Annotated in this window: 18 protein-coding genes; 10 read left to right on the plus strand and 8 right to left on the minus strand. The window is 69.1% G+C overall.

All coding sequences use genetic code 11. The features are described 5' to 3' along the window. The first annotated feature begins 32 nt into the window (after positions 1-32). Positions 33-1,283 (plus strand): cytochrome P450, encoded by a 1,251-nt coding sequence (locus AW270_RS23760; protein WP_082801798.1) that lies wholly within the window; start codon positions 33-35, stop codon positions 1,281-1,283. Here the strand turns inward: AW270_RS23760 and AW270_RS23765 are convergent. Next, a complete protein-coding gene (locus AW270_RS23765; protein ID WP_157522470.1) occupies positions 1,280-3,157 on the minus strand; it encodes a hypothetical protein in 1,878 nt (625 codons plus the stop codon). The genes AW270_RS23760 and AW270_RS23765 overlap by 4 nt on opposite strands. A 511-nt stretch (positions 3,158-3,668) precedes the next feature. On the opposite strand from AW270_RS23765, the gene leuS reads away from it, so the two are divergent. After that, entirely contained in the window at positions 3,669-6,122 is a 2,454-nt protein-coding gene (gene leuS, locus AW270_RS23770; RefSeq protein ID WP_157522473.1) for a leucine--tRNA ligase, read from the plus strand. 128 nt (positions 6,123-6,250) lie between these two features. Next, entirely contained in the window at positions 6,251-7,909 is a 1,659-nt protein-coding gene (locus tag AW270_RS41395; RefSeq protein WP_157522476.1) for a cellulase family glycosylhydrolase, read from the plus strand. A 398-nt stretch (positions 7,910-8,307) separates the two neighbouring features. On the opposite strand, the gene AW270_RS23780 is transcribed toward AW270_RS41395, so the two are convergent. The 4 genes from AW270_RS23780 to AW270_RS39690 form a co-directional block, all read right to left on the minus strand. Then, on the minus strand, positions 8,308-8,910 hold the full coding sequence (locus AW270_RS23780) for a DUF6461 domain-containing protein (protein ID WP_061297483.1): 603 nt from the start codon (positions 8,908-8,910) through the stop codon (positions 8,308-8,310). Next, positions 8,907-10,010: a MalY/PatB family protein gene (locus tag AW270_RS23785; RefSeq protein WP_061297484.1), complete on the minus strand. Its 1,104-nt coding sequence runs from the start codon at positions 10,008-10,010 to the stop codon at positions 8,907-8,909. Before AW270_RS23785 ends, AW270_RS23780 begins: the two co-directional genes overlap by 4 nt. A 344-nt stretch (positions 10,011-10,354) precedes the next feature. Then, positions 10,355-11,059, minus strand: a complete 705-nt coding sequence (lexA, locus tag AW270_RS23790) for a transcriptional repressor LexA (protein ID WP_439649070.1) — start codon at positions 11,057-11,059, stop codon at positions 10,355-10,357. A gap of 82 nt (positions 11,060-11,141) precedes the next feature. Beyond that, on the minus strand, positions 11,142-11,489 hold the full coding sequence (locus tag AW270_RS39690; protein ID WP_169807362.1) for a hypothetical protein: 348 nt from the start codon (positions 11,487-11,489) through the stop codon (positions 11,142-11,144). Between the two features lie 622 nt (positions 11,490-12,111). Here AW270_RS39690 and AW270_RS39695 point away from each other — a divergent pair. From AW270_RS39695 to AW270_RS23805, 3 genes are all read left to right on the plus strand, one after another. After that, complete coding sequence (locus AW270_RS39695) at positions 12,112-12,525, plus strand: LysM peptidoglycan-binding domain-containing protein (protein WP_169807363.1); 414 nt, start codon at positions 12,112-12,114, stop codon at positions 12,523-12,525. Positions 12,526-12,699: 174 nt separating this feature from the next. Next, on the plus strand, positions 12,700-13,158 hold the full coding sequence (gene nrdR, locus AW270_RS23800) for a transcriptional regulator NrdR (protein WP_061297490.1): 459 nt from the start codon (positions 12,700-12,702) through the stop codon (positions 13,156-13,158). Then, positions 13,155-15,980, plus strand: coding sequence for a vitamin B12-dependent ribonucleotide reductase (locus tag AW270_RS23805; protein ID WP_061297492.1), 2,826 nt, complete (start codon positions 13,155-13,157; stop codon positions 15,978-15,980). Before nrdR ends, AW270_RS23805 begins: the two co-directional genes overlap by 4 nt. Before the next feature lie 148 nt (positions 15,981-16,128). Here the strand turns inward: AW270_RS23805 and AW270_RS23810 are convergent, their stop codons facing one another. Together AW270_RS23810 and AW270_RS23815 are read right to left on the minus strand one after the other, a co-directional pair. Further along, positions 16,129-17,247, minus strand: coding sequence for a serine hydrolase domain-containing protein (locus tag AW270_RS23810; RefSeq protein ID WP_061297494.1), 1,119 nt, complete (start codon positions 17,245-17,247; stop codon positions 16,129-16,131). A 32-nt stretch (positions 17,248-17,279) separates the two neighbouring features. Further along, on the minus strand, positions 17,280-17,657 hold the full coding sequence (locus AW270_RS23815) for a hypothetical protein (protein WP_061297496.1): 378 nt from the start codon (positions 17,655-17,657) through the stop codon (positions 17,280-17,282). Positions 17,658-17,780: 123 nt separating this feature from the next. Here AW270_RS23815 and AW270_RS23820 point away from each other — a divergent pair, with 123 nt between their 5' ends. The 3 genes from AW270_RS23820 to AW270_RS23830 all read left to right on the plus strand — a co-directional run bounded on the left by AW270_RS23820 (position 17,781) and on the right by AW270_RS23830 (position 20,139). Further along, a complete protein-coding gene (locus AW270_RS23820) occupies positions 17,781-18,716 on the plus strand; it encodes an outer membrane protein assembly factor BamB family protein (protein ID WP_061297498.1) in 936 nt (311 codons plus the stop codon). Then, a complete protein-coding gene (locus AW270_RS23825; RefSeq protein WP_061297500.1) occupies positions 18,632-19,258 on the plus strand; it encodes an NADPH-dependent F420 reductase in 627 nt (208 codons plus the stop codon). The genes AW270_RS23820 and AW270_RS23825 overlap by 85 nt, the downstream gene beginning before the upstream one ends. Before the next feature lie 104 nt (positions 19,259-19,362). After that, positions 19,363-20,139: an MBL fold metallo-hydrolase gene (locus tag AW270_RS23830; RefSeq protein WP_061297503.1), complete on the plus strand. Its 777-nt coding sequence runs from the start codon at positions 19,363-19,365 to the stop codon at positions 20,137-20,139. Here the strand turns inward: AW270_RS23830 and AW270_RS23835 are convergent. Then, positions 20,099-20,542 (minus strand): YbjN domain-containing protein, encoded by a 444-nt coding sequence (locus AW270_RS23835; RefSeq protein ID WP_169807364.1) that lies wholly within the window; start codon positions 20,540-20,542, stop codon positions 20,099-20,101. The two genes, AW270_RS23830 and AW270_RS23835, sit on opposite strands and share 41 nt — an antisense overlap. Positions 20,543-20,657: 115 nt before the next feature. Here AW270_RS23835 and AW270_RS23840 point away from each other — a divergent pair, with 115 nt between their 5' ends. Next, positions 20,658-21,422, plus strand: a complete 765-nt coding sequence (locus AW270_RS23840) for an SDR family oxidoreductase (RefSeq protein ID WP_061297511.1) — start codon at positions 20,658-20,660, stop codon at positions 21,420-21,422. The last annotated feature ends 4 nt before the right edge of the window (positions 21,423-21,426 follow it).

Below are 21,426 nucleotides of genomic sequence, written 5' to 3' on the forward strand. Positions count from 1 at the left end.
CCCCCTCCCTCGGAGGCTCCACACTCATGACGATGCCGCCGATCACCTCGGCCGCCGATGTCGACCTGTCGGACTGGGAGTTCTGGAAGCGGCCGATGGCCGATCGGGAACACTCCTTCCAGCTGCTGCGTGACCTCGACCGCCCCGCCTTCTTCGAGGAGCCCGTGGTCTCCTTCGCCAGCCAGGGCCTCGGCTATCACGCCCTGGTGCGGCACGCGGACATCCTGGAGGCCAGCCGCACCCCCGACGTCTTCTGCTCCGGTGACGGCGGCGCGACGAACATCGTCGACATGCCGCCGGAGTTCGTCGAGTACTTCGGCTCGATGATCAGCATGGACGACCCCCGCCACGCCCGCCTGCGCCGGATCGTCTCCCGGGCCTTCACGCCCAAGATGATCAAGCAGTTCGAGGACGACGTCGCGGTGGCCGCCACGAAGATCGTCGACGATCTGCTGGAGAAGGGCTCCGGCTGCGACTTCGTCGAGGAGGTCGCGGCCCGGCTGCCCCTGAAGATCATCTGCGACATGATGGGCATCCCGGAGAAGGACTACCGGTTCGTCTTCGACCGCTCGAACATGATCCTCGGCGCACAGGACCCCGAGTACGTCAGCGACCCCGAGGCCATCGCCACGGCGCTGCTCACCGCCGGCATGGAGCTGCAGCAGCTCGTCCAGGACCTGGCCGCCCACCGGGAGAAGAACCCCACCACCGACCTGATCTCGTCGCTGGTCAACGCCAACATCGACGGCGAGCGGCTGACGCTCCAGGAGCTCGGCTCGTTCTTCATCCTGCTCGTGGTGGCCGGCAACGAGACCACCAGGAACGCCATCTCGTACGGCCTGCGCCTGCTCACCGTCAACCCCGACCAGAAGGCCCGCTGGCTCACCGACGTCGACGGCCTGGCCCCCGGGGCGGTCGAGGAGATCGTGCGGCTGGCCAGCCCGGTCAACTACATGCGCCGCAAGGTCACCCGCGACCACGTGATGAACGGCAACGAGTACAAGAAGGGCGAGAAGGTCGTCCTCTACTACTGGTCGGGCAACCGCGACGCCGCCGTCTTCGACGACCCGCTGAGGTTCGACATCGGCCGCAACCCCAACCCCCACGTCGGCTACGGCGGCCCCGGCCCCCACTTCTGCCTCGGGGCCCACCTGGCCCGCCGCGAGATCACCGTGATGTTCCGGGAGCTGCTCACCCGGGTGCCCGCCATCGAGGGCGGCTCACCCGAGCGGCTGTTCTCCAGCTTCATCAACGGGACCAAGCACATGACCTGCGAGTTCTAGGACTTCTTGATCGAGTCGAGGATCGTGTTGACGTCCGGGAGCAGGTCGTCGCGCAGGTCCGGGATCTGCATGTAGACGATCGACGGGACCTCGGCGCCGGTGTTCACCGCGGCCACCACGACCAGGGTCCCGCCGCCGTCGTCGGTCACCTTGTAGGCGGCGGCCTGGCCCAATCCGCCCGGTAGCTTCTGCGCGCCGACCTTGGCGACCTTGTTGGGCTTGGGGAAGATCGTGTTGCGGGCCCGGACCACCACGCCGTTCAGCACCGGCCGCATGTCGGTCGGCGACTTGTACTGCGAGGCGAGGTCGGCCGGGAGCTGACCGGTCATGACCGTGGCGAACCAGGGCTTGCCCTTGGAGGTGAGCCCGGCGCTGACGAACTGGCGGGTCGTGTAGCCGTAGGTCGCCTTCACCGTCTGGGTGTCGGCGTCGGTCTTCCACTGGCCGCCGAGCATCGCGATCGTGATCCCGGCCGCCTCGTCGGTGACGTCGCCCTTCACGGCCGACTTCTCGCCCTCGTACTGCGGGATGCCGTTCCCCTGGGCGGGCGCCGACGCGGCCGGCTTGGCCGACGGCTTGCCCGAGGAGACGGGCTGCGCCGTGGTCTCGGCGGCCGAGCTGAGCGGCCCGGCCAGGAACGCCCACAGCAGCGCCACGATCAGCGCGACGAGCACCGAGCCGACGAGCGCGAACAGCCAGACCGGCTTGCCCTTCTCGTCGTCCTCGTCGTCGTCGGTGGTGTGCTGGCCGTCGCCCCAGACGGTGTTCCACAGCTCCTGCTGGCGGGCGGCCGGGGGCGTCTTCGGGCCGCTGATCTGGCCCGCCGTGACGAACGGCTTGTAGGGGTCGTCGTGGGGGAGCTGCTGGACCAGGTGCTCGCCCGTGGTGGGGCCGTAGTGCTGGGCCTGCGGCGACGGCTGCGGGGGCATCTGCTGCTGGGGCATCTGCGGCGGGGCCGTCTGCTGGGCCGGCTGCTGCGGGGGCGCCGGCGGCTGCGGCGGGGCGGCGTGGCCGGGCGGGCCCATGGTGACCGTGCGGTCGGTGGCCGGGGCGGCCTGCGCCTGCATCGCGGCCTGGGTGGCGGCCTGCGCCTGGGCGGTCTGGTAGTTCTGGTGCTGCTCGTCGACCGGGTGGGGCACGCGGGGGTCGAACGGGCCGCGCGGGGTGCCGAACACGGTCGCCGGTTCCTGGTAGGAGAACGGCGGCTGCGCCCCGTTCTCGACCGGGCGGGGCGGGAACGACGGGCTCCGCTCCTCGGTCCGGGGGAACACGTTGGGCGCCGAGGCCCAGGGCCCCTCCTGCGGGGGGAGCTCGGGGAAGCCGGGGCCGGTCTGCTGGGCCGGCCGGGGCGGGGGTTCGGGGAAGTTCATCGGAGGAGGGAACACCGGTCCACTGCCGGCCCTGACGGGCGGCGGGAAGTCGGGGGCGGGGGGCCCGGGGCGTACGGGAGGAGCGGCGCCGGCGGGCGGCGGGAAGGCGGGGTAGTCCTCGGCCGGGCCGAAGGGGCTCGCCGGGGGCCGCACCGGTGGCGGCACCGGGAACGGTGGATGCTCCTGCATAGGGGCCTGGATCGGCGGGCTCTGCGGGCCGGTCTGGTGCTCCGGGCGCTCCTCGAACCGGTCGTCGAACCCGGGGGACTGGTGCCGGCCGGGCGGGGCGGCGACCGGGTGAGGCGGGAACGAGCCGCCGGGCGGGGTCTGCGGGCCGGTGTGGCGGCCGTGCGGTGCGCCCTGGGGCATGCCCTGAGGTGCGCCCTGGGGTGTGCCGACAGGGTTCGGCGGATACGAGGCGGCGGGCGGCGGCACCTCGGGCCACGCCGGCGGGACTTCCGGCCAGGCCGGGCCGCGCCGAGGATCGCTGTGCTCCGAGGGCATGGAACCTCCCGAGATCATGCCCGAATTAGACGTGCTTGGCATGATCTCATGCGCGCCAGGGGCCGGGGCGGCGAAACTGGAAAAGCCCCCTCTGAACGTCTCGCCCGTGGGGTCGGTCGGCGGATCCTGCATCGGAAGGTCCGCCTGCGGGAAGTCCGGGTCGCGCCTCGGGTCGACAGAGTTCACGAGATGAGGGTAAACGAAAGGGACAACCGAGGTCACAATGGATCTATCACCATCCGATATCGGCCCTTTACTCAGCGTGTAAGATCGACACTTATTCGTCAGCGCCCCTTGCGAACTGCGCTACGCTTGGCCTATGCGTGCCGCGAACCTGCTTCTTACCGGGCCGCGTCGAGCGAGCTGATCGAGCAGCCTCGACGCGGCCGCCCCTCGTGCTTGAGCCCGGGGGGTTTCTTTATGGGCGAGACGCGGACGACCGAAGGGCGGACGTGGCTCGCCCCGCGAATCTGCCCCAAGAAGCAGGTGTCGATAAATCAGGAGATCAAACGTGGACGAGCAGGTATACGACCCCCAGGCGATCCAGGCCAAGTGGCAGCCCCGCTGGGAGGAGCTGAAGCCCTTCGCCGTCGTCGAGGACGACGCCGATCCACGGCCGCGGCGCTACATGCTCGACATGTTCCCCTACCCCTCCGGTGACCTGCACATGGGCCACGCCGAGGTGTTCGCCATCGGCGACGTCGTGGCGCGCTACTGGTTCCTGAAGGGTTACAACGTCCTGCACCCGATCGGGTGGGACTCCTTCGGCCTGCCCGCCGAGAACGCGGCCATCAAGCGCAACGCCCACCCGGCCGAGTGGACGTACAGCAACATCGACACGCAGGCCGCCAGCTTCCACCGCTACGCGATCTCCTTCGACTGGTCCCGCCGCCTGCACACCAGCGACGCCGACTACTACAAGTGGAACCAGTGGCTGTTCACCCGCTTCTTCGAGCGCGGCCTGGCCTACCGCAAGGGCGGCCTGGTCAACTGGTGCCCCAACGACCAGACGGTGCTGGCCAACGAGCAGGTCGTCGGGGGCAGGTGCGAGCGGTGCGACGCCGTCGTCGTCCGGCGTGAGCTGACCCAGTGGTACTTCAAGATCACTGACTACGCCGACCGCCTGGTCGACGACATGGCCCGCCTGGAGGGCGGCTGGCCCGACCGCGTGCTGACCATGCAGCGCAACTGGATCGGCCGCAGCACCGGCGCCGACGTCGACTTCGAGATCGAGGGCCGCAAGGACCCGGTCACGGTCTACACGACCCGCCCCGACACCCTGTACGGCGCGACCTTCTTCGTCGTGGCCGCCGACGCCCCGCTGGCCGCCGAGATCGTCACCGAGGCGCAGCGCCCGGCCCTGGAGGCCTACCGCGCCGAGGTCGCCAAGCTGTCGGACATCGAGCGCATGTCGACCGAGAAGGAGAAGACCGGCGTCTTCCTGGGCGTCCACGCGATCAACCCGGTCAACGGGGAGCGCATCCCGGTCTGGGCCGCCGACTACGTCCTGGCCGACTACGGCCACGGCGCGATCATGGCCGTGCCCGCCCACGACCAGCGCGACCTCGACTTCGCCCGCAAGTTCGACCTGCCGGTCAAGGTCGTCGTGCACACCGGCATGGCCGACCCCGGCGAGACCGGCAAGGCCACGCCCGGCGAGGGCAAGCTGGTGAACTCCGGTCCCCTCGACGGCCTGACCAAGGCCGAGGGCATCGAGAAGATCATCGAGATCCTGGCCGAGCGCGGCACCGGCAAGGCCACGGTCAACTACCGGCTGCGCGACTGGCTGCTGTCCCGCCAGCGCTTCTGGGGCACGCCGATCCCGATCATCCACTGCGGCGAGTGCGGCGAGGTCCCCGTCCCCGACAAGGACCTGCCGGTCGTGCTGCCCGACCTGCGCGGCGAGGCCCTGTCGCCCAAGGGCGTCTCGCCGCTGGCCTCGGCCACCGACTGGGTCAACGTGCCGTGCCCGTCGTGCGGCGGCGCGGCCAAGCGCGACACCGACACGATGGACACCTTCGTCGACAGCTCGTGGTACTTCCTGCGTTACCTGGACCCGAAGTTCGAAGACGGGCCCTTCGACCTGGAGCGGGCCGAGAAGTGGGGCCCCATCGACCAGTACGTCGGCGGCGTCGAGCACGCCGTGCTGCACCTGCTGTACAGCCGCTTCTTCACCAAGGTCCTGTACGACATGGGCATGATCAGCTGGGACGAGCCCTTCACCCGGCTGCTGAACCAGGGCCAGGTCATCAACGGCGGCAAGGCCATGTCCAAGACCCTGGGCAACGGCGTCGACCTGGGCGTCCAGATCGACGACTTCGGCGTCGACGCGGTCCGGCTGACCATGGTCTTCGCCGGCCCGCCGGAAGACGACATCGACTGGGCCGACGTCTCCCCGGCCGCGTCGCTGAAGTTCCTGGCCCGCGCGCTGCGCGTGATGACCGACGCGTCGGCGGGCGGCAGCGACGTCGCGGCCGGCGACCTGGAACTGCGCAAGGTCACCCACCGGACCGTCGACGAGGTCACCAAGCTGGTCGACACCCACCGCTTCAACGTGGCGGTGGCCAGGCTGATGGAGCTGACCTCGGCCACCCGCAAGGCCATCGACTCCGGCCCCGGCGCCGCCGACCCCGCCGTGCGCGAGGCGGCCGAGGCGCTGGCGGTCATGCTGTCGATCGTGGCGCCGTACACGGCGGAGGAGGGCTGGGAGCGGCTGGGCCACCAGCCGTCGGTTGCCCGCGCCACGTGGCCGGTCGCCGACCCCGCGCTGCTGGTGCAGGAGTCGGTCACGGCCGTCGTCCAGGTGGCCGGCAAGGTGCGCGACCGCTTGGAAGTTTCACCGGACATTTCGGACACCGATCTGGAGGCGCTGGCTCTGAGCTCCGAGAAGGTCAGGGCGCACCTCGACGGAACCCCCCGCAAGGTCATCGTGCGGGCTCCCAAGCTGGTCAACATCGTTCCGTAGGAGCAGCATTGACGCCCGAGCCGATATCTCGAACATCGTCGGGCGTGCGGTCCGGGCATGCCTCGGCGGGGCATGCCTGAACCCGTAGCGGCTCGACGATCAGGCGTGCCCCCGCTTTGGAGGCACTTTTGTCCAGATTCACCGCCCTGTTGGCGGGAACCGCGCTCCTCACGGGCTTACTCGTGGGCATCAGCGCCCCCGCCAACGCGGCCGGCACGGGGACCGGCTACCTGCGGACCAACGGCAACAAGATCGTCGACAGCACCGGCGCGACCGTCCGGCTGACGGGGATCAACTGGTTCGGCATGGAGACCGACAACAAGACCTTCCACGGGCTCTGGGCCAGCGTGACGTGGCGCTCGCAGCTCGACCACATGGCCCAGCTCGGCTACAACACGCTCCGCATCCCGTTCTCGAACGACGCCCTCAAGCCCGGCGCGGTCGCGACCGGCATCAACGACTTCACCAACCCCGACCTGGTCGGCCTGTCACCGCTCCAGATCCTCGACAAGGTCATCGCCTACGTCGGCACCAAGGGCATGCGCGTCATCCTCGACCGCCACCGCCCCACCTCGGCCGGCCAGTCGGCCCTCTGGTACACCCCCACCGTCTCCGAGGCGACCTGGATCGCCGACTGGCGGATGCTCGCCCAGCGCTACGCCGGCAACACCACCGTCATCGGCGCCGACCTGCACAACGAACCCCACGCCGACGGCACCAACCCCAACGCCACCGGCGCCTGCTGGGGCTGCGGCGTCGAGACCCGCGACTGGCGCCTGGCCGCCGAACGCGCCGGAAACGCCATCCTCGCCGTCCAGCCCAACTGGCTGATCTTCGTCGAGGGCGTGTCGTGTCCTTCCGGGGGCCTGTCCAACGTGTGGGACAACGACACCTCCAACGACGAGGACTGCGGCTGGTGGGGCGGCAACCTCTCCAAGGCCGGACAGTTCCCGGTTCGGCTCAACGTGGCCAACCGGCTCGTGTACTCGCCGCACGAGTACGCGACGTCCGTCTACAACCAGGCCTGGTTCTCCGACCCGAGCTACCCGGCCAACATGCCGGCCATCTGGGACCGGTACTGGGGCTACCTGTACAAGCAGAACATCGCGCCCATCATGATGGGCGAGTTCGGCACCACGATGACGTCGAACGTCGACCGGATCTGGCTGACGGAGCTGATGAAGTACACGGGGACGGGCGTGAACGGGATGTCGTTCACGTACTGGTCGTGGAACCCCAACTCGGGCGACACGGGCGGCATCGTCCTGGACGACTGGGTGACGGTGCAGACGGCCAAGCAGAACATCCTCTCGCCGTACCTGATCGCCCCGGTCCCGCCGGGCACGTCACCTTCCCCCTCGCCGTCGCCCTCTCCCTCGCCTTCCCCGTCACCTTCTCCGTCGCCCTCGCCCTCGCCTTCACCCTCACCCTCGCCTTCGCCTTCGCCTTCGCCCAGTCCGTCTCCCTCGCCTTCGCCTTCGCCTTCTCCGGGGGGATGTGTGGCGACGTACCAGATCATCAACCAGTACCCGGGTGGGTTCCAGGGTGAGGTCACCGTGCGGCCGTCGTCGGCGGCGATCAGCAAGTGGACGGTGCGCTGGACCTTCGCCAACGGTCAGACGATCACCCAGCTCTGGAGCGGCCAGCACACCGTCTCCGGCTCGCAGGTCACGGTGAACAACGCGCCCTACAACGGCGCCATCGCGGCCAACGGCTCGACGACGTTCGGCTTCAACGGGACCTGGAACGGCACCAACGCGGTGCCTGCTCTCACCTGCACCATTTAGCCTGAACGGCCCGCCACCCTTTGTGGGGGTGGCGGGCACGTTCGATTCCCTGGGCACGGAAGACGCCGCTGCGAAAAGCGCCTGGGCGATGCGAGGAAATCGCCGTGACGAATGGCCGAGAACGACAGGAACCCCGCGCTCGGCAAGCACGATCCCCATCGGGATTACCGCATTTCAAAGGCGCGCTTGTCGTGTTCGACAATCGGCTCAGCTTGGTCAGGCGGCCGATCTCCGGGCCGACCGTTCATCCGTGGCCGGAAGTGCGCTCCGACATATCGGCGCTGCCTGGTGTCCTCCCTGCCCGCACGGACCTGTTCCCGACCGGACCCGCCTCGGCCCTTTCGGGTTGGAATGGGCAGGACTCAGTCGGTTGAGTACCTCAGCGCACCGTTATGCGTTCAGATCGCGAGCATCGGCCGCTTGCTGATGTAACAGGGGTGTTCGGCGTTCAGCCATTCGGTCGTGAGGCGGAACCCGGTGAGACGTTCGGCGATGGCCAGGGCGTTGGCCGCCCAGGTGACGGGCTCGGCGCCTCGCGCCAGCAGCGGAGGTTCTCCCACGATCTCCTCAAGGGAGATCGGCCCCTCGACCCACGGCTCGTCGTTCCGGTGGACGACCAGCAGGGCCTCCGCGTCGGCGGCGTAGGTGAAGGTGTGAGAGTCGTGAGGGTGGAGCAGGAGCGAGAAGGCGGTCCCCTTCTTGGAGAGCGCGAGAAGCGTGCCGGTGCGGGCTCCGCCGTCCCCGAACGGCTCGACGCAGACGAGCCACGGACCCGCCTTGGCGAGCAGGATCTCGCTGCCGGAATGGCCCCGCAGCTGGAAATCCTTGAAAGCCGCGGAATGGCAGTCGTCGAACGAGAGGGAGAGCTCTGAATCGGGGTCGCCGCCGAGAATGTCGAGGGCCGTCTCGGACTCCAGGCCGGAGATCCAGGTGATGGTGCCCCAGTGGGACAGCGCCCGCTTGTCTTCAAGCAGCCCGAGATAGTGAGAAACGTCGGTCACCTACGTATTCTGTCGAGGATCTCGTCCAGGATGGGGCCCGACGTGCCGAAATTGAGCCGGATCCAGGTGTCCGGAGCGCCGTAGATCGTGCCGGCGGCGACCATGACCCGGGCGTCGCGTTGCAGGACGGCCGCGGCGTCGGGAATGCCCGTGTCGATCCAGGCCAGATAGGTGGCCTCCGGGATCCGGTAGGTCCAGCCGGCCGGCAGCCGCTGGGCCACGGTCTTGCGGTTACGGTCGAGGATGGCGAGGACCTCTTCGAGCCACGCGTCACACTGCCGCCAGGCCGCGTCGGTGGCGGCGACGGCCAGGACGCTCGGGTTGCCGTACAGGTTCGGCGGCCGGGTGGCCAGCGCCGCACGGGCTCGCGCGGAGCCGATGTGGGCGACCGCGCAGTGCACGCCCCCCATGTTGAAGGCCTTGCTGGCCGACGTGATCGTGACCGTCCGGCCGGGCCGGAGCAGGCCGAACGGGATGTGCTCGTTCGGGGCGAAGGTCAGGTCGGCGTGGATCTCGTCGGAGATCACCGTCAGGTCGTGCCGGTCGGCGTAGTCGGCCAGTTCCTCCAGCTCCGTACGCGTGAAGCACCGCCCCGTCGGATTGTGCGGGTTCACCAGAAGCAGCACCCGCGCGCCACCGGGGTCGGCGGGCAGCTCGGCCCGCCAGGTCTCCCCGTCGGGGACCAGCGGGATCGGGACCGGCGGCCGGTTCATCGCCTCCAGGGTCATCAGGAAGGCGTTGTAGGTCGGGGTGTGCACGAGCACGCCCTCGCCCGGCACGGTCAGCACGTCGAGGAGCGCCTGGAGCGACTGGTTGAGGTCGGTGAAGGCCTTGACGTGGGCGGGATCGGGGTGGAAGCCGTAGCGGGCGGCCATCCGTTCGGCGAACGTCTCGGGCAGCGGCAGACCGGGCTGCTCCCAGGGCCAGTCGGGGTAGCCGAGATCGGTGGAGACCCGGTGCATGACCGCGTCCCGGATGGGCTGCGCCACGGGAAAGTCCATGTCGGCCACCCACGCGGGGATCACGTCGGGCGCGGCCTGCACCCATTTGGTCCCGTCACGCCTACGGGCCTGCTCCACGGTCAATCGATCAAGTTCCACGCAAACAGCGTATGACGTGACGAAAACGTCGCATAGGGATCTACCGGACCCCAGCAGTCACCTGGTGCAGGCAAGGAGAGCGACATACTCTGCGGAAGCTTTCCCGGCCCAGGGCACACCAGCTATCGCGGACCTTTGCCATGAACCGACACGTCAGCTGCCAGCTCGAGAAACAGACTGAATGCGGCCGGGTAACGGCTGCCACTTGATCAACGGACGCGGTGAACGGCTGCTGTCTGATCAACGGACGCCGAGAACGGCCCCCATTTGATCAACGGACAGAGCGCTCCGCCCGGGGCGGATCTGCGGCTGAAGGGGTGCAGCCGCAGATCTGCGCCGTGTGCCTAAAGCTTGCGGAGGACCGCCGTCACCTTGCCGAGGACGGTTGCCTCGTCGCCCGGGATCGGCTCGTAGTTGGGGTTGTGGGGGACCAGCCACACGTGGCCGTCTTTGCGCTTGAAGGTCTTCACGGTGGCCTCGCCGTCGATCATCGCGGCCACGATGTCGCCGTTGTCGGCGACAGGCTGCTGACGGACGACCACCCAGTCGCCGTCGGCGATGGCCGCCTCGATCATCGAGTCGCCGGAGACCTGGAGGAGGAACAGGGTGCCCTCGCCGACGAGCTGCTTGGGCAGCGCGAAGACGTCTTCGAGGTTCTGCTCGGCCAGGATCGGCCCACCTGCGGCGATGCGCCCCACGAGGGGAACATAGGCCGCCGTCGGGCGGTTGAAGCCGGAGTCTTCCTCGGCGGCGTCGGGATCGACCCAGAGGACCGGCTCCCCGGGCAGACGCACCTCGAGGGCGCGCGGGCGATGGGGGTCGCGGCGCAGGTAGCCCTTGCGCTGAAGGGCGGTGAGCTGGTGGGACACACTCGACGTGCTCGTGAGCTGCACCGCCTCACCGATCTCGCGCATCGACGGTGGGTAGCCCCGCTGCTGGACCGAGTCGCGGATCACCTCCAGGATCTTGCGCTGCCTGGGGGTGAGCCCGAGCGAGTCGCGGCGGCGCACCGCCAGATCGCTCACGCTCTCGTCGCGCTGGCTGGCCAGCCCGTCGTTGTTCACCTGGGCACCTCCCAATCCGTGTTCCTCACGTCGCACAGAGCGACGCTACCGCGATTCAAGATCAATATCAAACAGTTGTTCGATTGCCCTCGAAAACGTCGGTGGCGTGGTGTACAACATCGTACGGGAGTTCGATCGACATCGTGTTCGATTCACGCGATCTTTCTTCCGTCCTGCAGGGGCAGTCGAGGAGGTTCACGATGAAGCCCACGCAGAACAACGCCACTCCGACCTCATCCACACCCTCGAAGCCGACTCCTCCGAAGTCCACCCCTGGGGTGTCCGCATCTCCTTCCCGCATCCGGCCGCCGAGGGCTGCGGATCCGGGTCCGGGGGAGCGGGTTGCTTCGCAATCCACGCTTTCGAACGTCCGGCCGCCGAGAGTCGCAGATTCGGGCTCGGTGGTGCGCGCCACTTCGGAACCGGCTCGGTCGGATATCTGGCCGCCGAAGGCCGGGGATCCAGGTCCGGCGGAGCACGTTCTGTCGCAACCCACGCCTTCTGATATCCGGCCTCAGAGAGTCGCAGATTCGGGCTCGGTGGCGCATGCCACTTCGGAACCGGCTCGGTCGGGTATCCGGCCGCCGAGGGCCGCGGATTCGAACCGGGCGGAGCTTATTCCTCTGCAGTCAGTTCCTTCGAGCATTCGGCTGCCGAGAGTGGCTGATTTCCGTCCGGCGGAGCATTCCCCTTCGCGATCCGCGTCTTCGAACATTCAGCCGCTGACGGCCACGGAGCCGGCTGAGCGCACCCATATGAAGCGACGCCATCTCGCCCTGGTCCCGGCTCTGCCGGATAACGGCCAGGCGCGGACGAGTCGGGACAAGGAACCATCAGGGCAATCCAGGTCGAATCGTCGTCCGGGGCGGCGTGCGGGCAATGATGCGGGCCAAGGCCCGAGGGCTGTCGCCACGGCACGCACTCGAGACGCGGCGTCCCAGCAAGGCGGTGCTCGCGCCGGGAGCGCAGTCAGGGGGCCCGCTGATCGCCTCGTCGCCGGCAGGGCCGCGCGGCCACGCGGGAACAGCCCCGTCGGCATGAGTGCGGTGCCCGGCAAGGCGGCGCGGCCGCGGTGGGGTGATGTCCAGCGCCCCGCTGCCGCAGGCGCCGGTCCGGTGGGGGCGCAGGCCCGGAAGGCCGGCGCTCCGCCGATCCGGCTCACCCGCCGGGGCCGGATAGTCCTCGTCGCCCTCATCGCCGCGCTTAGTCTGGCCGTCGGGTGGCTGGGCACGCGGGCCGCCGTGACCGCCTCCGCCGGCCCTTCGGTCGAGGGGTTGACCTCTGTCACGGTCCAGGAGGGCGACACCCTCTGGGAGATCGCCGCGGCCAACCCCGGAGAGGGCGACCCGGCGGTCAGAGTTCGCGAGATCATGGATCTCAACGGGTTACCCGATCCCCTCATCCGGCCAGGCACGACGCTCTATCTGCCCCGTGACGTCCCAGGTCAGTAGGCCCCTGAGAGGCGTGGGGTTCGAGTTGCGATCTAGGGGACTCGCTTCTAGGGTTGGGGACCACAACATCTAGTGGTCGTGCTCATTGAGCTCACCATAAATTGTGTTTCCTTTGCCGCACCTCATGACATGTGGGGGCGTGCGCGAGCGTCTGGTCAGTGAGGAGGCGACGGCGTGCATTGCCCGTTCTGCCGTCATCCCGACACCAGGGTCGTCGACAGCCGGTCGACGGAAGACGGCGGGGCGATCCGCCGCCGGCGCACCTGTTCCGAATGCGGGAGACGGTTCACCACGCAGGAGACGGTCCTGCTGATGGTGAGCAAACGCAGCGGGGTGACCGAGGCGTTCTCCAGGGAGAAGGTCATCGCCGGGGTCCGGCGGGCCTGCCAGGGGCGTCCCGTCAGTGAGGACTCACTCGCGCAGCTCGGGCAGAGGGTGGAAGAGAGCATCCGCGCCTCCGGGGTCGCGGAGATCCCCGCCCACGAGGTCGGCGTCGCGGTTCTGGGGCCGCTGCGCGATCTCGATGAGGTGGCTTATCTACGGTTCGCCTCGGTCTACCGGGGGTTTGAGACCCTCGCCGACTTCGAGGTCGAGATTCAGCAACTCAAGGCACATGCCAAGGGGGAGTCATGACGGAGACGGTCAACGGCACATCCACGCGCACCCGGCGTGGACGGGCCAAGGGGTTGAAGGTGAAGCGGATCTTCACCACCGAGGGCGTCCACCCCTATGACGCGGTCGAGTGGGAGCGTCGTGACGTCGTCATGACCAACTGGCGCGACGGTTCGGTCAACTTCGAGCAGCGCGGGGTCGAGTTCCCGGCGGCCTGGTCGGTCAACGCGGCCAACATCGTGACCACCAAGTACTTCCGCGGCGCGCTCGGCACGCCGCAGCGCGAGTGGAGCCTGAAGCAGCTGGTCGACCGGGTGACGGGTGTCTACACGCGCACCGGCGTCGAGCACGGCTATTTCGCCTCCGACGAAGACGCGGAGATCTTCGACCACGAGCTGAAGCACGCCCTGGTCCACCAGCTCTTCGCGTTCAACTCGCCCGTGTGGTTCAACGTCGGCACCCTCTCGCCGCAGCAGGTCAGCGCCTGTTTCATCCTGGCCGTCGACGACACCATGGAGTCGATCCTCGATTGGTACAAGGAAGAGGGCGTGATCTTCAAGGGTGGTTCGGGCTCGGGTGTGAACCTGTCCCGCATCCGCTCCTCCAAGGAACTGCTCTCCTCGGGCGGCACGGCCAGCGGCCCCGTCTCCTTCATGCGCGGCGCCGACGCCTCGGCCGGGACCATCAAGTCGGGCGGCGCCACCCGCCGGGCGGCCAAGATGGTCGTGCTCGACGTCGACCACCCCGACATCGAGGAGTTCATCGAGACGAAGGCGCGTGAGGAGGACAAGATCCGCGCCCTCCGCGACGCCGGGTTCGACATGGACCTCGGCGGCAAGGACATCGTGTCGGTGCAGTACCAGAACGCCAACAACTCGGTCCGCGTCAGCGACGAGTTCATGCGCCAGGTCGAGACCGGCGGCAAGTTCGGCCTCCGCGCCCGCCTCACCCACGAGGTCATCGAGGAGATCGACGCCAAGGACCTGTTCCGCAAGATGGCCAAGGCGGCGTGGGAGTGCGCCGACCCGGGCGTGCAGTACGACGACACGATCAACGACTGGCACACCTGCCCCGAGACCGGCCGGATCACCGCGTCCAACCCGTGTTCTGAGTACGTCCACCTCGACAACTCCTCGTGCAACCTGGCGTCGATCAACCTGCTGAAGTTCCTCACCGACGACGACACGTTCGACATCGCGCGGTTCGTCAAGCTGACCGAGCTGATCATCACCGCGATGGACATCTCGATCACCTTTGCCGACTTCCCGACCGAGAAGATCGGCGAGACCACCCGCGCCTACCGGCAGCTCGGCATCGGCTACGCCAACCTGGGCGCGCTGCTGATGGCCACGGGCCACGCCTACGACTCCGACGGCGGCCGGGCCATCGCGGCGGCGATCACGTCGCTGATGACCGGTGCGTCCTACCGCCGCAGCGCGGAGCTGGCGGGCATCGTGGGGGCGTACGACGGCTACGAGCGCAACGCCGAGCCGCACAAGCGGGTCATGCGCAAGCACGCCGCGGCCAACGACGCGGTCCGCACCATCGACGCGATGGACAAGGCGATCCACGCCGAGGCGACCAAGCAGTGGCAGGAGTGCCTCAAGCTGGGCGAGAAGAACGGCTGGCGCAACGCCCAGGCGTCGCTGCTCGCCCCGACCGGCACCATCGGCCTGATGATGGACTGCGACACCACCGGCATCGAGCCCGACCTGGCCCTGGTCAAGTTCAAGAAGCTCGTCGGCGGCGGCTCGATGCAGATCGTCAACCAGACCATCCCGCGCGCCCTGCGTCAGCTGGGCTACCAGGAGGAGCAGGTCGAGGCGATCGTCGAGTACATCGCCCAGAACTCCCACGTCGTCGACGCCCCCGGCCTCAGGCGCGAACACTACGAGGTGTTCGACTGCGCGATGGGCGAGCGGGCGATCGCGCCGATGGGCCACGTCCGGATGATGGCCGCGACCCAGCCGTTCCTGTCGGGTGCGATCTCCAAGACGGTCAACCTGCCCGAGTCGGCCACGATCGACGACATCGAGCAGGTCTACCTGGAGGGCTGGCGGCTCGGCCTCAAGGCCCTGGCCGTCTACCGCGACAACTGCAAGGTCGGCCAGCCGCTGTCGGCCGGCAACAACACCAAGAAGACCGAGGAGGCCGCGGTCGTCGCCGAGCCGGAGACCAGGGTCATCGAGGTCTCCCGGCCGACCCGCCGCCGCATGCCGAACAGCCGCCCGAGCATCACGACCCGCTTCACGGTCGGCGGCGCGAAGGGCTACATGACCGCCTCGTCCTACCCCGACGACGGTCTCGGCGAGGTCTTCCTGAAGATGTCCAAGCAGGGCTCGACCCTCGCGGGCGTCATGGACGCCTTCTCCGTGGCGATCTCGATCGGCCTCCAGTACGGCGTGCCGCTCGACACCTACGTGCAGAAGTTCGTCAACATGCGCTTCGAGCCGGCCGGCATGACCGACGACCCGGATGTCCGCATGGCGCAGTCGGTGATGGACTACATCTTCCGCCGCCTGGCCCTCGACCACCTGGCCTACGAAGACCGGGCGGCCCTGGGCATCTTCTCGGCGTCGGAGCGGGCGGCGCAGCAGCGCGGAGAGGACCCGGCGGCCCAGATCGACACCGCCGCCCTGGCCCAGTCGGCCCCGATAGAGCCGCCGGTGACCAAGCCGGTCCCGGTCGCCGAGCCGGTCCGCGCCCCGAAGGAAGGCCACCTGGAGGGCCACCAGGGCTTCACGGCCGACGCCCCGCTCTGCATGACCTGCGGGATCAAGATGCGCCCTGCCGGTAGCTGCTACGTCTGCGAGGGCTGCGGCAGCACCAGCGGCTGCAGCTAGCCGGAGACTTCCCGGGCTGACCTGCCTGAACAGGGCGGGTCAGCCCGGGATTCCATTCTTCCGTCACGGCTCCGCCCACCACGGCGCCGCCCGCCGCCCAGGGCGCTCGCCGCGTCCGGCGCCAACCGGCCGCGCCGCCCGCGCGCCGTCACGACAGAACTTCGAGCACCGCCTCGACCAGGTTGGCCGCCCGCCTGTCGCTGACCGGGTCCTGCACGTGGTTCATCACGTACCCGAACGCCAGGCCGCGCGCCGGGTCGGCGAAGCCCAGCGACCCTCCGTAGCCGGAGAACCCGAACGCCCCCGGGCTGTGCCAGAACAGGTCCGGAGTCGGCAGCCCGAACCCCAGCCCGATCCTCACCGGCACCCGCAGCACCTTGTCCACCCCGCTGACCTGCTCGGCCGTCGCCAGCGCCAGGGTCCCGGGGCTGAGGATCCGCCCGTCGAGCAGGGCCGCGTAGAAGCCCGCCAGCCCCCGGGCGGTGCCCGTGCCGTTCGACGACGGGAACTCCGCCGCCAGCTGGGCCGGGTCGTTGTGGTCGAGGAACGGCGTCACGGCCATCGACGCCCGCATCGTCAGCGACGTGGGGTCGAAGTAGGGACGCAGCGCCTCGGGCAGGGTCGCCGGGTCGACCGACAGGTCGATCTTGGGGGAGACGATCCGGGCGGCCCGACGGTGTTCGGCGACCGGGAGCCCGATCCGGAAGTCCAGCCCGAGCGGCCCGGTGATCTCCTCCCGCAGATACGTCCCCAGGGAGCGCCCCGACACCCGGCGCACCACCTCGCCGACCAGGAAGCCGAAGGTGTGGGCGTGGTAACCCGACTCCGTTCCGGGTTCCCACAACGGCCGCTGCGCCTCCAGGGCGGCGATCATCGGCTGCCAGGCCACGGCCTCGGCCGGGGTGACGGGGGTGTCCAGGGCGGCCAGGCCCGCCTGGTGGGTGAGCAGCCAACGTACGGGAATGTCGGGTTTTCCGAACTCCGGCCAGTAGTCCGTGACGGGCGCGTCCAGGTCCAGGACGCCTCTGTCGACGAGGTGCAGGGCGCAGGCGGCGGTGATCGCCTTGGTGGTGGAGAAGACGACCTGGAGGGTGTCCTCGGTCCAGGGGCGGCCTTCCGCGGCGTCGCCGCCCCACAGGTCCACGACCTTCTCGCCGTCGACGTACGCGCAGACGGCCGCGCCGATCTCGGAGCAGTGGGTGAAGTTGCCGGCGAACGCCTCGTGGACGCGTTCGAATCCGGGTGCTGTCGTGCCGTGAACGGGCATGCGTCATCGCCTTCCGGCCAGGGAGGGAAAGGTCAGCGGCGCCAGGTCTCGATGAGCCAGGCGCAGATCTCCGGCTCGGTCATCTCGGGGAACTCCTCGCCGAACGTCGCCAGCGCGCGGAGCGCCTCGTCGCGGTCGAGGCCGTGGTCGGCGGCCGCTTTCAGGTAGTCCTGGCGGGCCGCCGGGGGGCGTCCGCCGCCGGCGCCGCGGCCGGGCAGGCCCTCGCGCCAGCGGACGATCTCGCCGAGGCGGTCGGGGCGCCAGCCGGGGGCGCCGTCGATCTCGACGTCAGGGTCGGGGAAGGGGTGGGCGGAGTCGCCCGGATAGCGGGCCCGCCATTTGTGCACCGCGTGACGGCTCACCCCCAGCGCCTCGCCGATGCCGAGAACGCCGAGGTATCGCTCGGTCATGGTGCCTCAACTCGTCCGTCCGCCTCCTGGTGGGTCACTTTCTACCACGACAGAACATCGTCTCCTGGAGAGACAATGTAGTACAACGTCTCTGTAGGAGACAACGTTTTGTATGATCGGCCGGTGCGTCACGTCTGGGAGAGATCGCTCCACATCGGCGGACACGCAGCGAGGCCGGCGGTGCGTCCCGACGTGATCGTCGTGTACGAGCGCCACACCCGGCTGGTGTGCCTGGACCCCCGTGACGGCTCGGTGCGGTGGGACGTCCCGACCGAGCGGTGGCCCCGCGAGATCGTCCTGGCGGGAGAGCGGGTACTGCTCGGCGGCTCTGATCTGCGCTGCCTTGATCTGGCCACGGGGGCGTGCGTCTGGCGTACGTCGATGCGGGAGTGGAGTGCGCATGCCGTGGTGTGCGGCTCCTTGGTCGTCTTCGGGGGATGGCGTGGCTACACCCCGGTCGGGGCGGCGGATCTGGAGACGGGGGCGGTGGTGTGGCGGGCCGAGGCCAGGTCGGCCACGGTGAGACCGGCCGCCTGGGGTGACCGCGTCGTGTTCGGGCACGGCGACCGGGCCTGGCTGGCCGACCCGCGCACCGGGGCCGAAGCGCACGGCTGGCGGCTGCCGGAGCCGCTCTACGGTGAGGACCTGTCGGAGGTGTTCCGGGTCGCCGACCCCGTTCGATGCCTGGCCAGGACAGAGTCGCGGCAAGTCGTGGAGCTGCGGCTGTCTACCCCCGAGGTCCGGTACGCCGAGTGCCCGTTCGACTGGCCGAGGATCCTGCCGTTTCTCGTCGCGGAGCCCTTGGGCGGGGTGATCGGTGCGGCGGGACGGGTCGCCACGGGGGAGCGGCGCATCTACGCGATCCACGACCTGGGCGGTGGCCGGGTGCTGATGGTCACGAAGGGGGCCCTCCGGGTGGTCGCGTTCGAAACGGCGCCGGGAATGTCGTCACATTCGGGAGGGTTGCCCGAAGTATGGAGATCGGATTCATTGGCAGTGGGCACATCGGTTCCGCAGTGGCGCGGCTGGCCGTCGACGCCGGTCACACCGTCGTCATGAGCAACTCGCGCGGGCCCGAGACCCTGGCGGACCTGGTCGCGTCGCTCGGCCCGGCCGCTTCCGCGTCGACCGCCGAGGGCGCGGCCGAGGCGGGGGACATCGTGGTCGTCACGGTGCCGTTCCACGCGTACAAGAAGGTGCCGGTGGCGCCGCTCGCGGGGAAGATCGTGATCGACACCAACAACTACTACTTCGAGCGGGACGGGCGGTTCCCGGACATCGACTCCGGCGAGAAGACCCCGTCGGGGCTGCTCCAGGAGCACCTGCCGACCTCGAAGATCGTCAAGGGCTTCAACAACATCATGGCGGCGCACCTGCTGTCCGACGGGACCCCGCCGGGCACGCCGAACCGCCGGGCCCTGCCGATCGCGGGTGACGACGCGGAGGCCAAGAAGCTGGTCGCCGACCTGATCGACTCCTTCGGGTTTGACGTCGTGGACGTCGGCCCGCTGTCCGAGGGCTGGCGGCACGACCGCGACAAGCCGGCCTACGTCGACCGCTTCAACGCCGACGAACTGAGGGCCGCGCTCGCCAAGGCGTGACCGATACGTTCCAAAATCCGCAGGGCCGGAAATATCTATTCGGGACGCGCCGGATGTGCACGGATATCACAGCTTTCGGCGCGTCCTGTGGTACAGACTGAACCATGATCGAAGTTGCGGACGGGGTCTGGATCCGGCGGCACGCCGAGCTCGACCTCACCCTGGGGCTCATCGTGGGCGACACCGGCTGCCTGGTCGTGGACACCGGCATCGACGAGGCCTTCGGGCAGGCCTGGGCGAACGCGATCCGGGAGATCACCGATCTGCCCTGGACGGTCGTGCTGACCCACGGGCACTTCGACCACGCCTTCGGCACCGCCGCCTTCGGCGGGTGCTTCGCCTCCGAGGGGTGCCGGGAGGCGCTCGTCGAGACCGCCCACCAGCAGGCCGCCGAGTGGTCGGCCCAGTTCCCCGGGGTCGCCACGGCGCCGCTGGTGCTGCCGCTGCCTGCCCCCTTCAGCGTGGATCTGGGCGGGCGCGAGGTCCTGCTCAGCCACCCCGGGCCGGGGCACACCGGGCATGACCTGGTCGTCCAGGTCCCGGACGTGAAGGTGGTCTTCGCCGGTGACCTCGTGGAGCAGGGCGCGCCGCCGCAGTTCGGCGACTCCTATCCGGTCGCGTGGCCGATGGCGCTGGAGAAGATCCTCGACGCCGGTCCCGGCCTGGTCGTGCCCGGCCACGGCGACCCCGTGACGCCTGACTTCGTGGAGCGGCAGCGCACCGAGATCACCGAGATCGTCACGCTGTGTGAGCGGCTCAACCGTGGTGAGATCGACCTCGAAGGGGCCGTCTCGCGATCGCCCTATCCGCGCAAGACGCTGGAGGAGGCGCTGGCCAGGACTATTCGGCGGCGTCCTCTTCGAAGGCCAGACGGTCGCTGAGCCAGCGGTGGAACTTGATCGCCGACCTGACCCAGTGGGCGACGATGGTCATGAGGTGTTCGTAGGTGACCCCGGCGCCGATGTAGAGCTGGGCGTCGCCGATCACGCGGATCACGCCGTTGTCGGGCGTGAAGGCGTAGACCTTGGGCCACATGGTGTCGGCGTTCCACTCGTTGAGCGCGGTGAGCAGAAGCGGCTTCTCGTCGACGGAGTAGTGGCGGTCGTAGAAGGTGCGGATCGTGAACAGGTCGCCTTCTGACCCGAACAGGAAGAAGACGGTGAGCGCCTCGGTGGAGATCGCGAGGTCGCCGTCTGCGTCGAAGGTGAAGTCGATGTCGAGCTCGTTGAGGATCTCGATGATCAGTTCCTGGTCGGGCTGGACCACGGCCGGGGAATGGCTCACCCCCCCATCCTGACAGACCTGGGCCCCGGATTCATGAGCCTGCGGGGTGAGTTCGCTCAGCGCGTCGTGATGAGGGTATGGGACCTGGAAAGGCCCCAAAAGGTGGGAAATCATCATGAACGGTACGATTCTCGTCACCGGCGGCACCGGACTGCTGGGCCGCCAGGTCATCGCGGAACTGCAGCGGACCGATCAGGAGGTCCGCGACCTGTCCCGGAGCACCCAGGGTCCCTATCGGGGCGACCTCGTCACCGGCGAAGGGGTGACCCGGGCCGCCGAGGGGGCGGGCACGGTCGTCCACCTGGCCAGCAAGCCGCCGGGGAAGACCGACGTCCAGGCGACCCGCAACCTGCTCAAGGCTCTCAAGCCCGGCACCCACGTGGTCTACATCTCGATCGTGGGGGTCGACCGGCATCCCTACTCCTACTACCAGGTCAAGCGCGCCTGCGAGGATCTGGTCGAGGCCTCCGGGCTGCCGTACACGATCCTGCGGACGACCCAGTTCCACGACTTCATGGCCTCGCTCGCGCGGTCGGTGGCCCGGTCGCCGATCGTGCCGGTCCCGGCCGGATGGGCGTCGCAGCCCATCGCGATCCCGGAGGTCGCCGCCCAGCTCGCCGCTCTGGCGATGGGCGACCCGGCGGGGCTGGTCGCCGACATGGGCGGGCCGCAGGTGCTCACCCTGCGGGAGATCGTCGAGCTCTACCTGACGGCGGAGGGCAGGCACAAGCCGATCGTCGAGCTGAACGTCCCGGGCAAGGTGAGCGCGGCCTTCCGGGCCGGCTACCAGCTCGCGCCGCAGCACGCCGTCGGGCGGATCACCTTCGAGGAGTTCCTGAAGGGCGGTGTGCCCTCGACGTCCTACTTCCGAAAGGCATGACGGA

The sequence above is a fragment of the Herbidospora cretacea genome (assembly GCF_001570605.1).
GTDB lineage: Bacteria > Actinomycetota > Actinomycetes > Streptosporangiales > Streptosporangiaceae > Herbidospora > Herbidospora cretacea.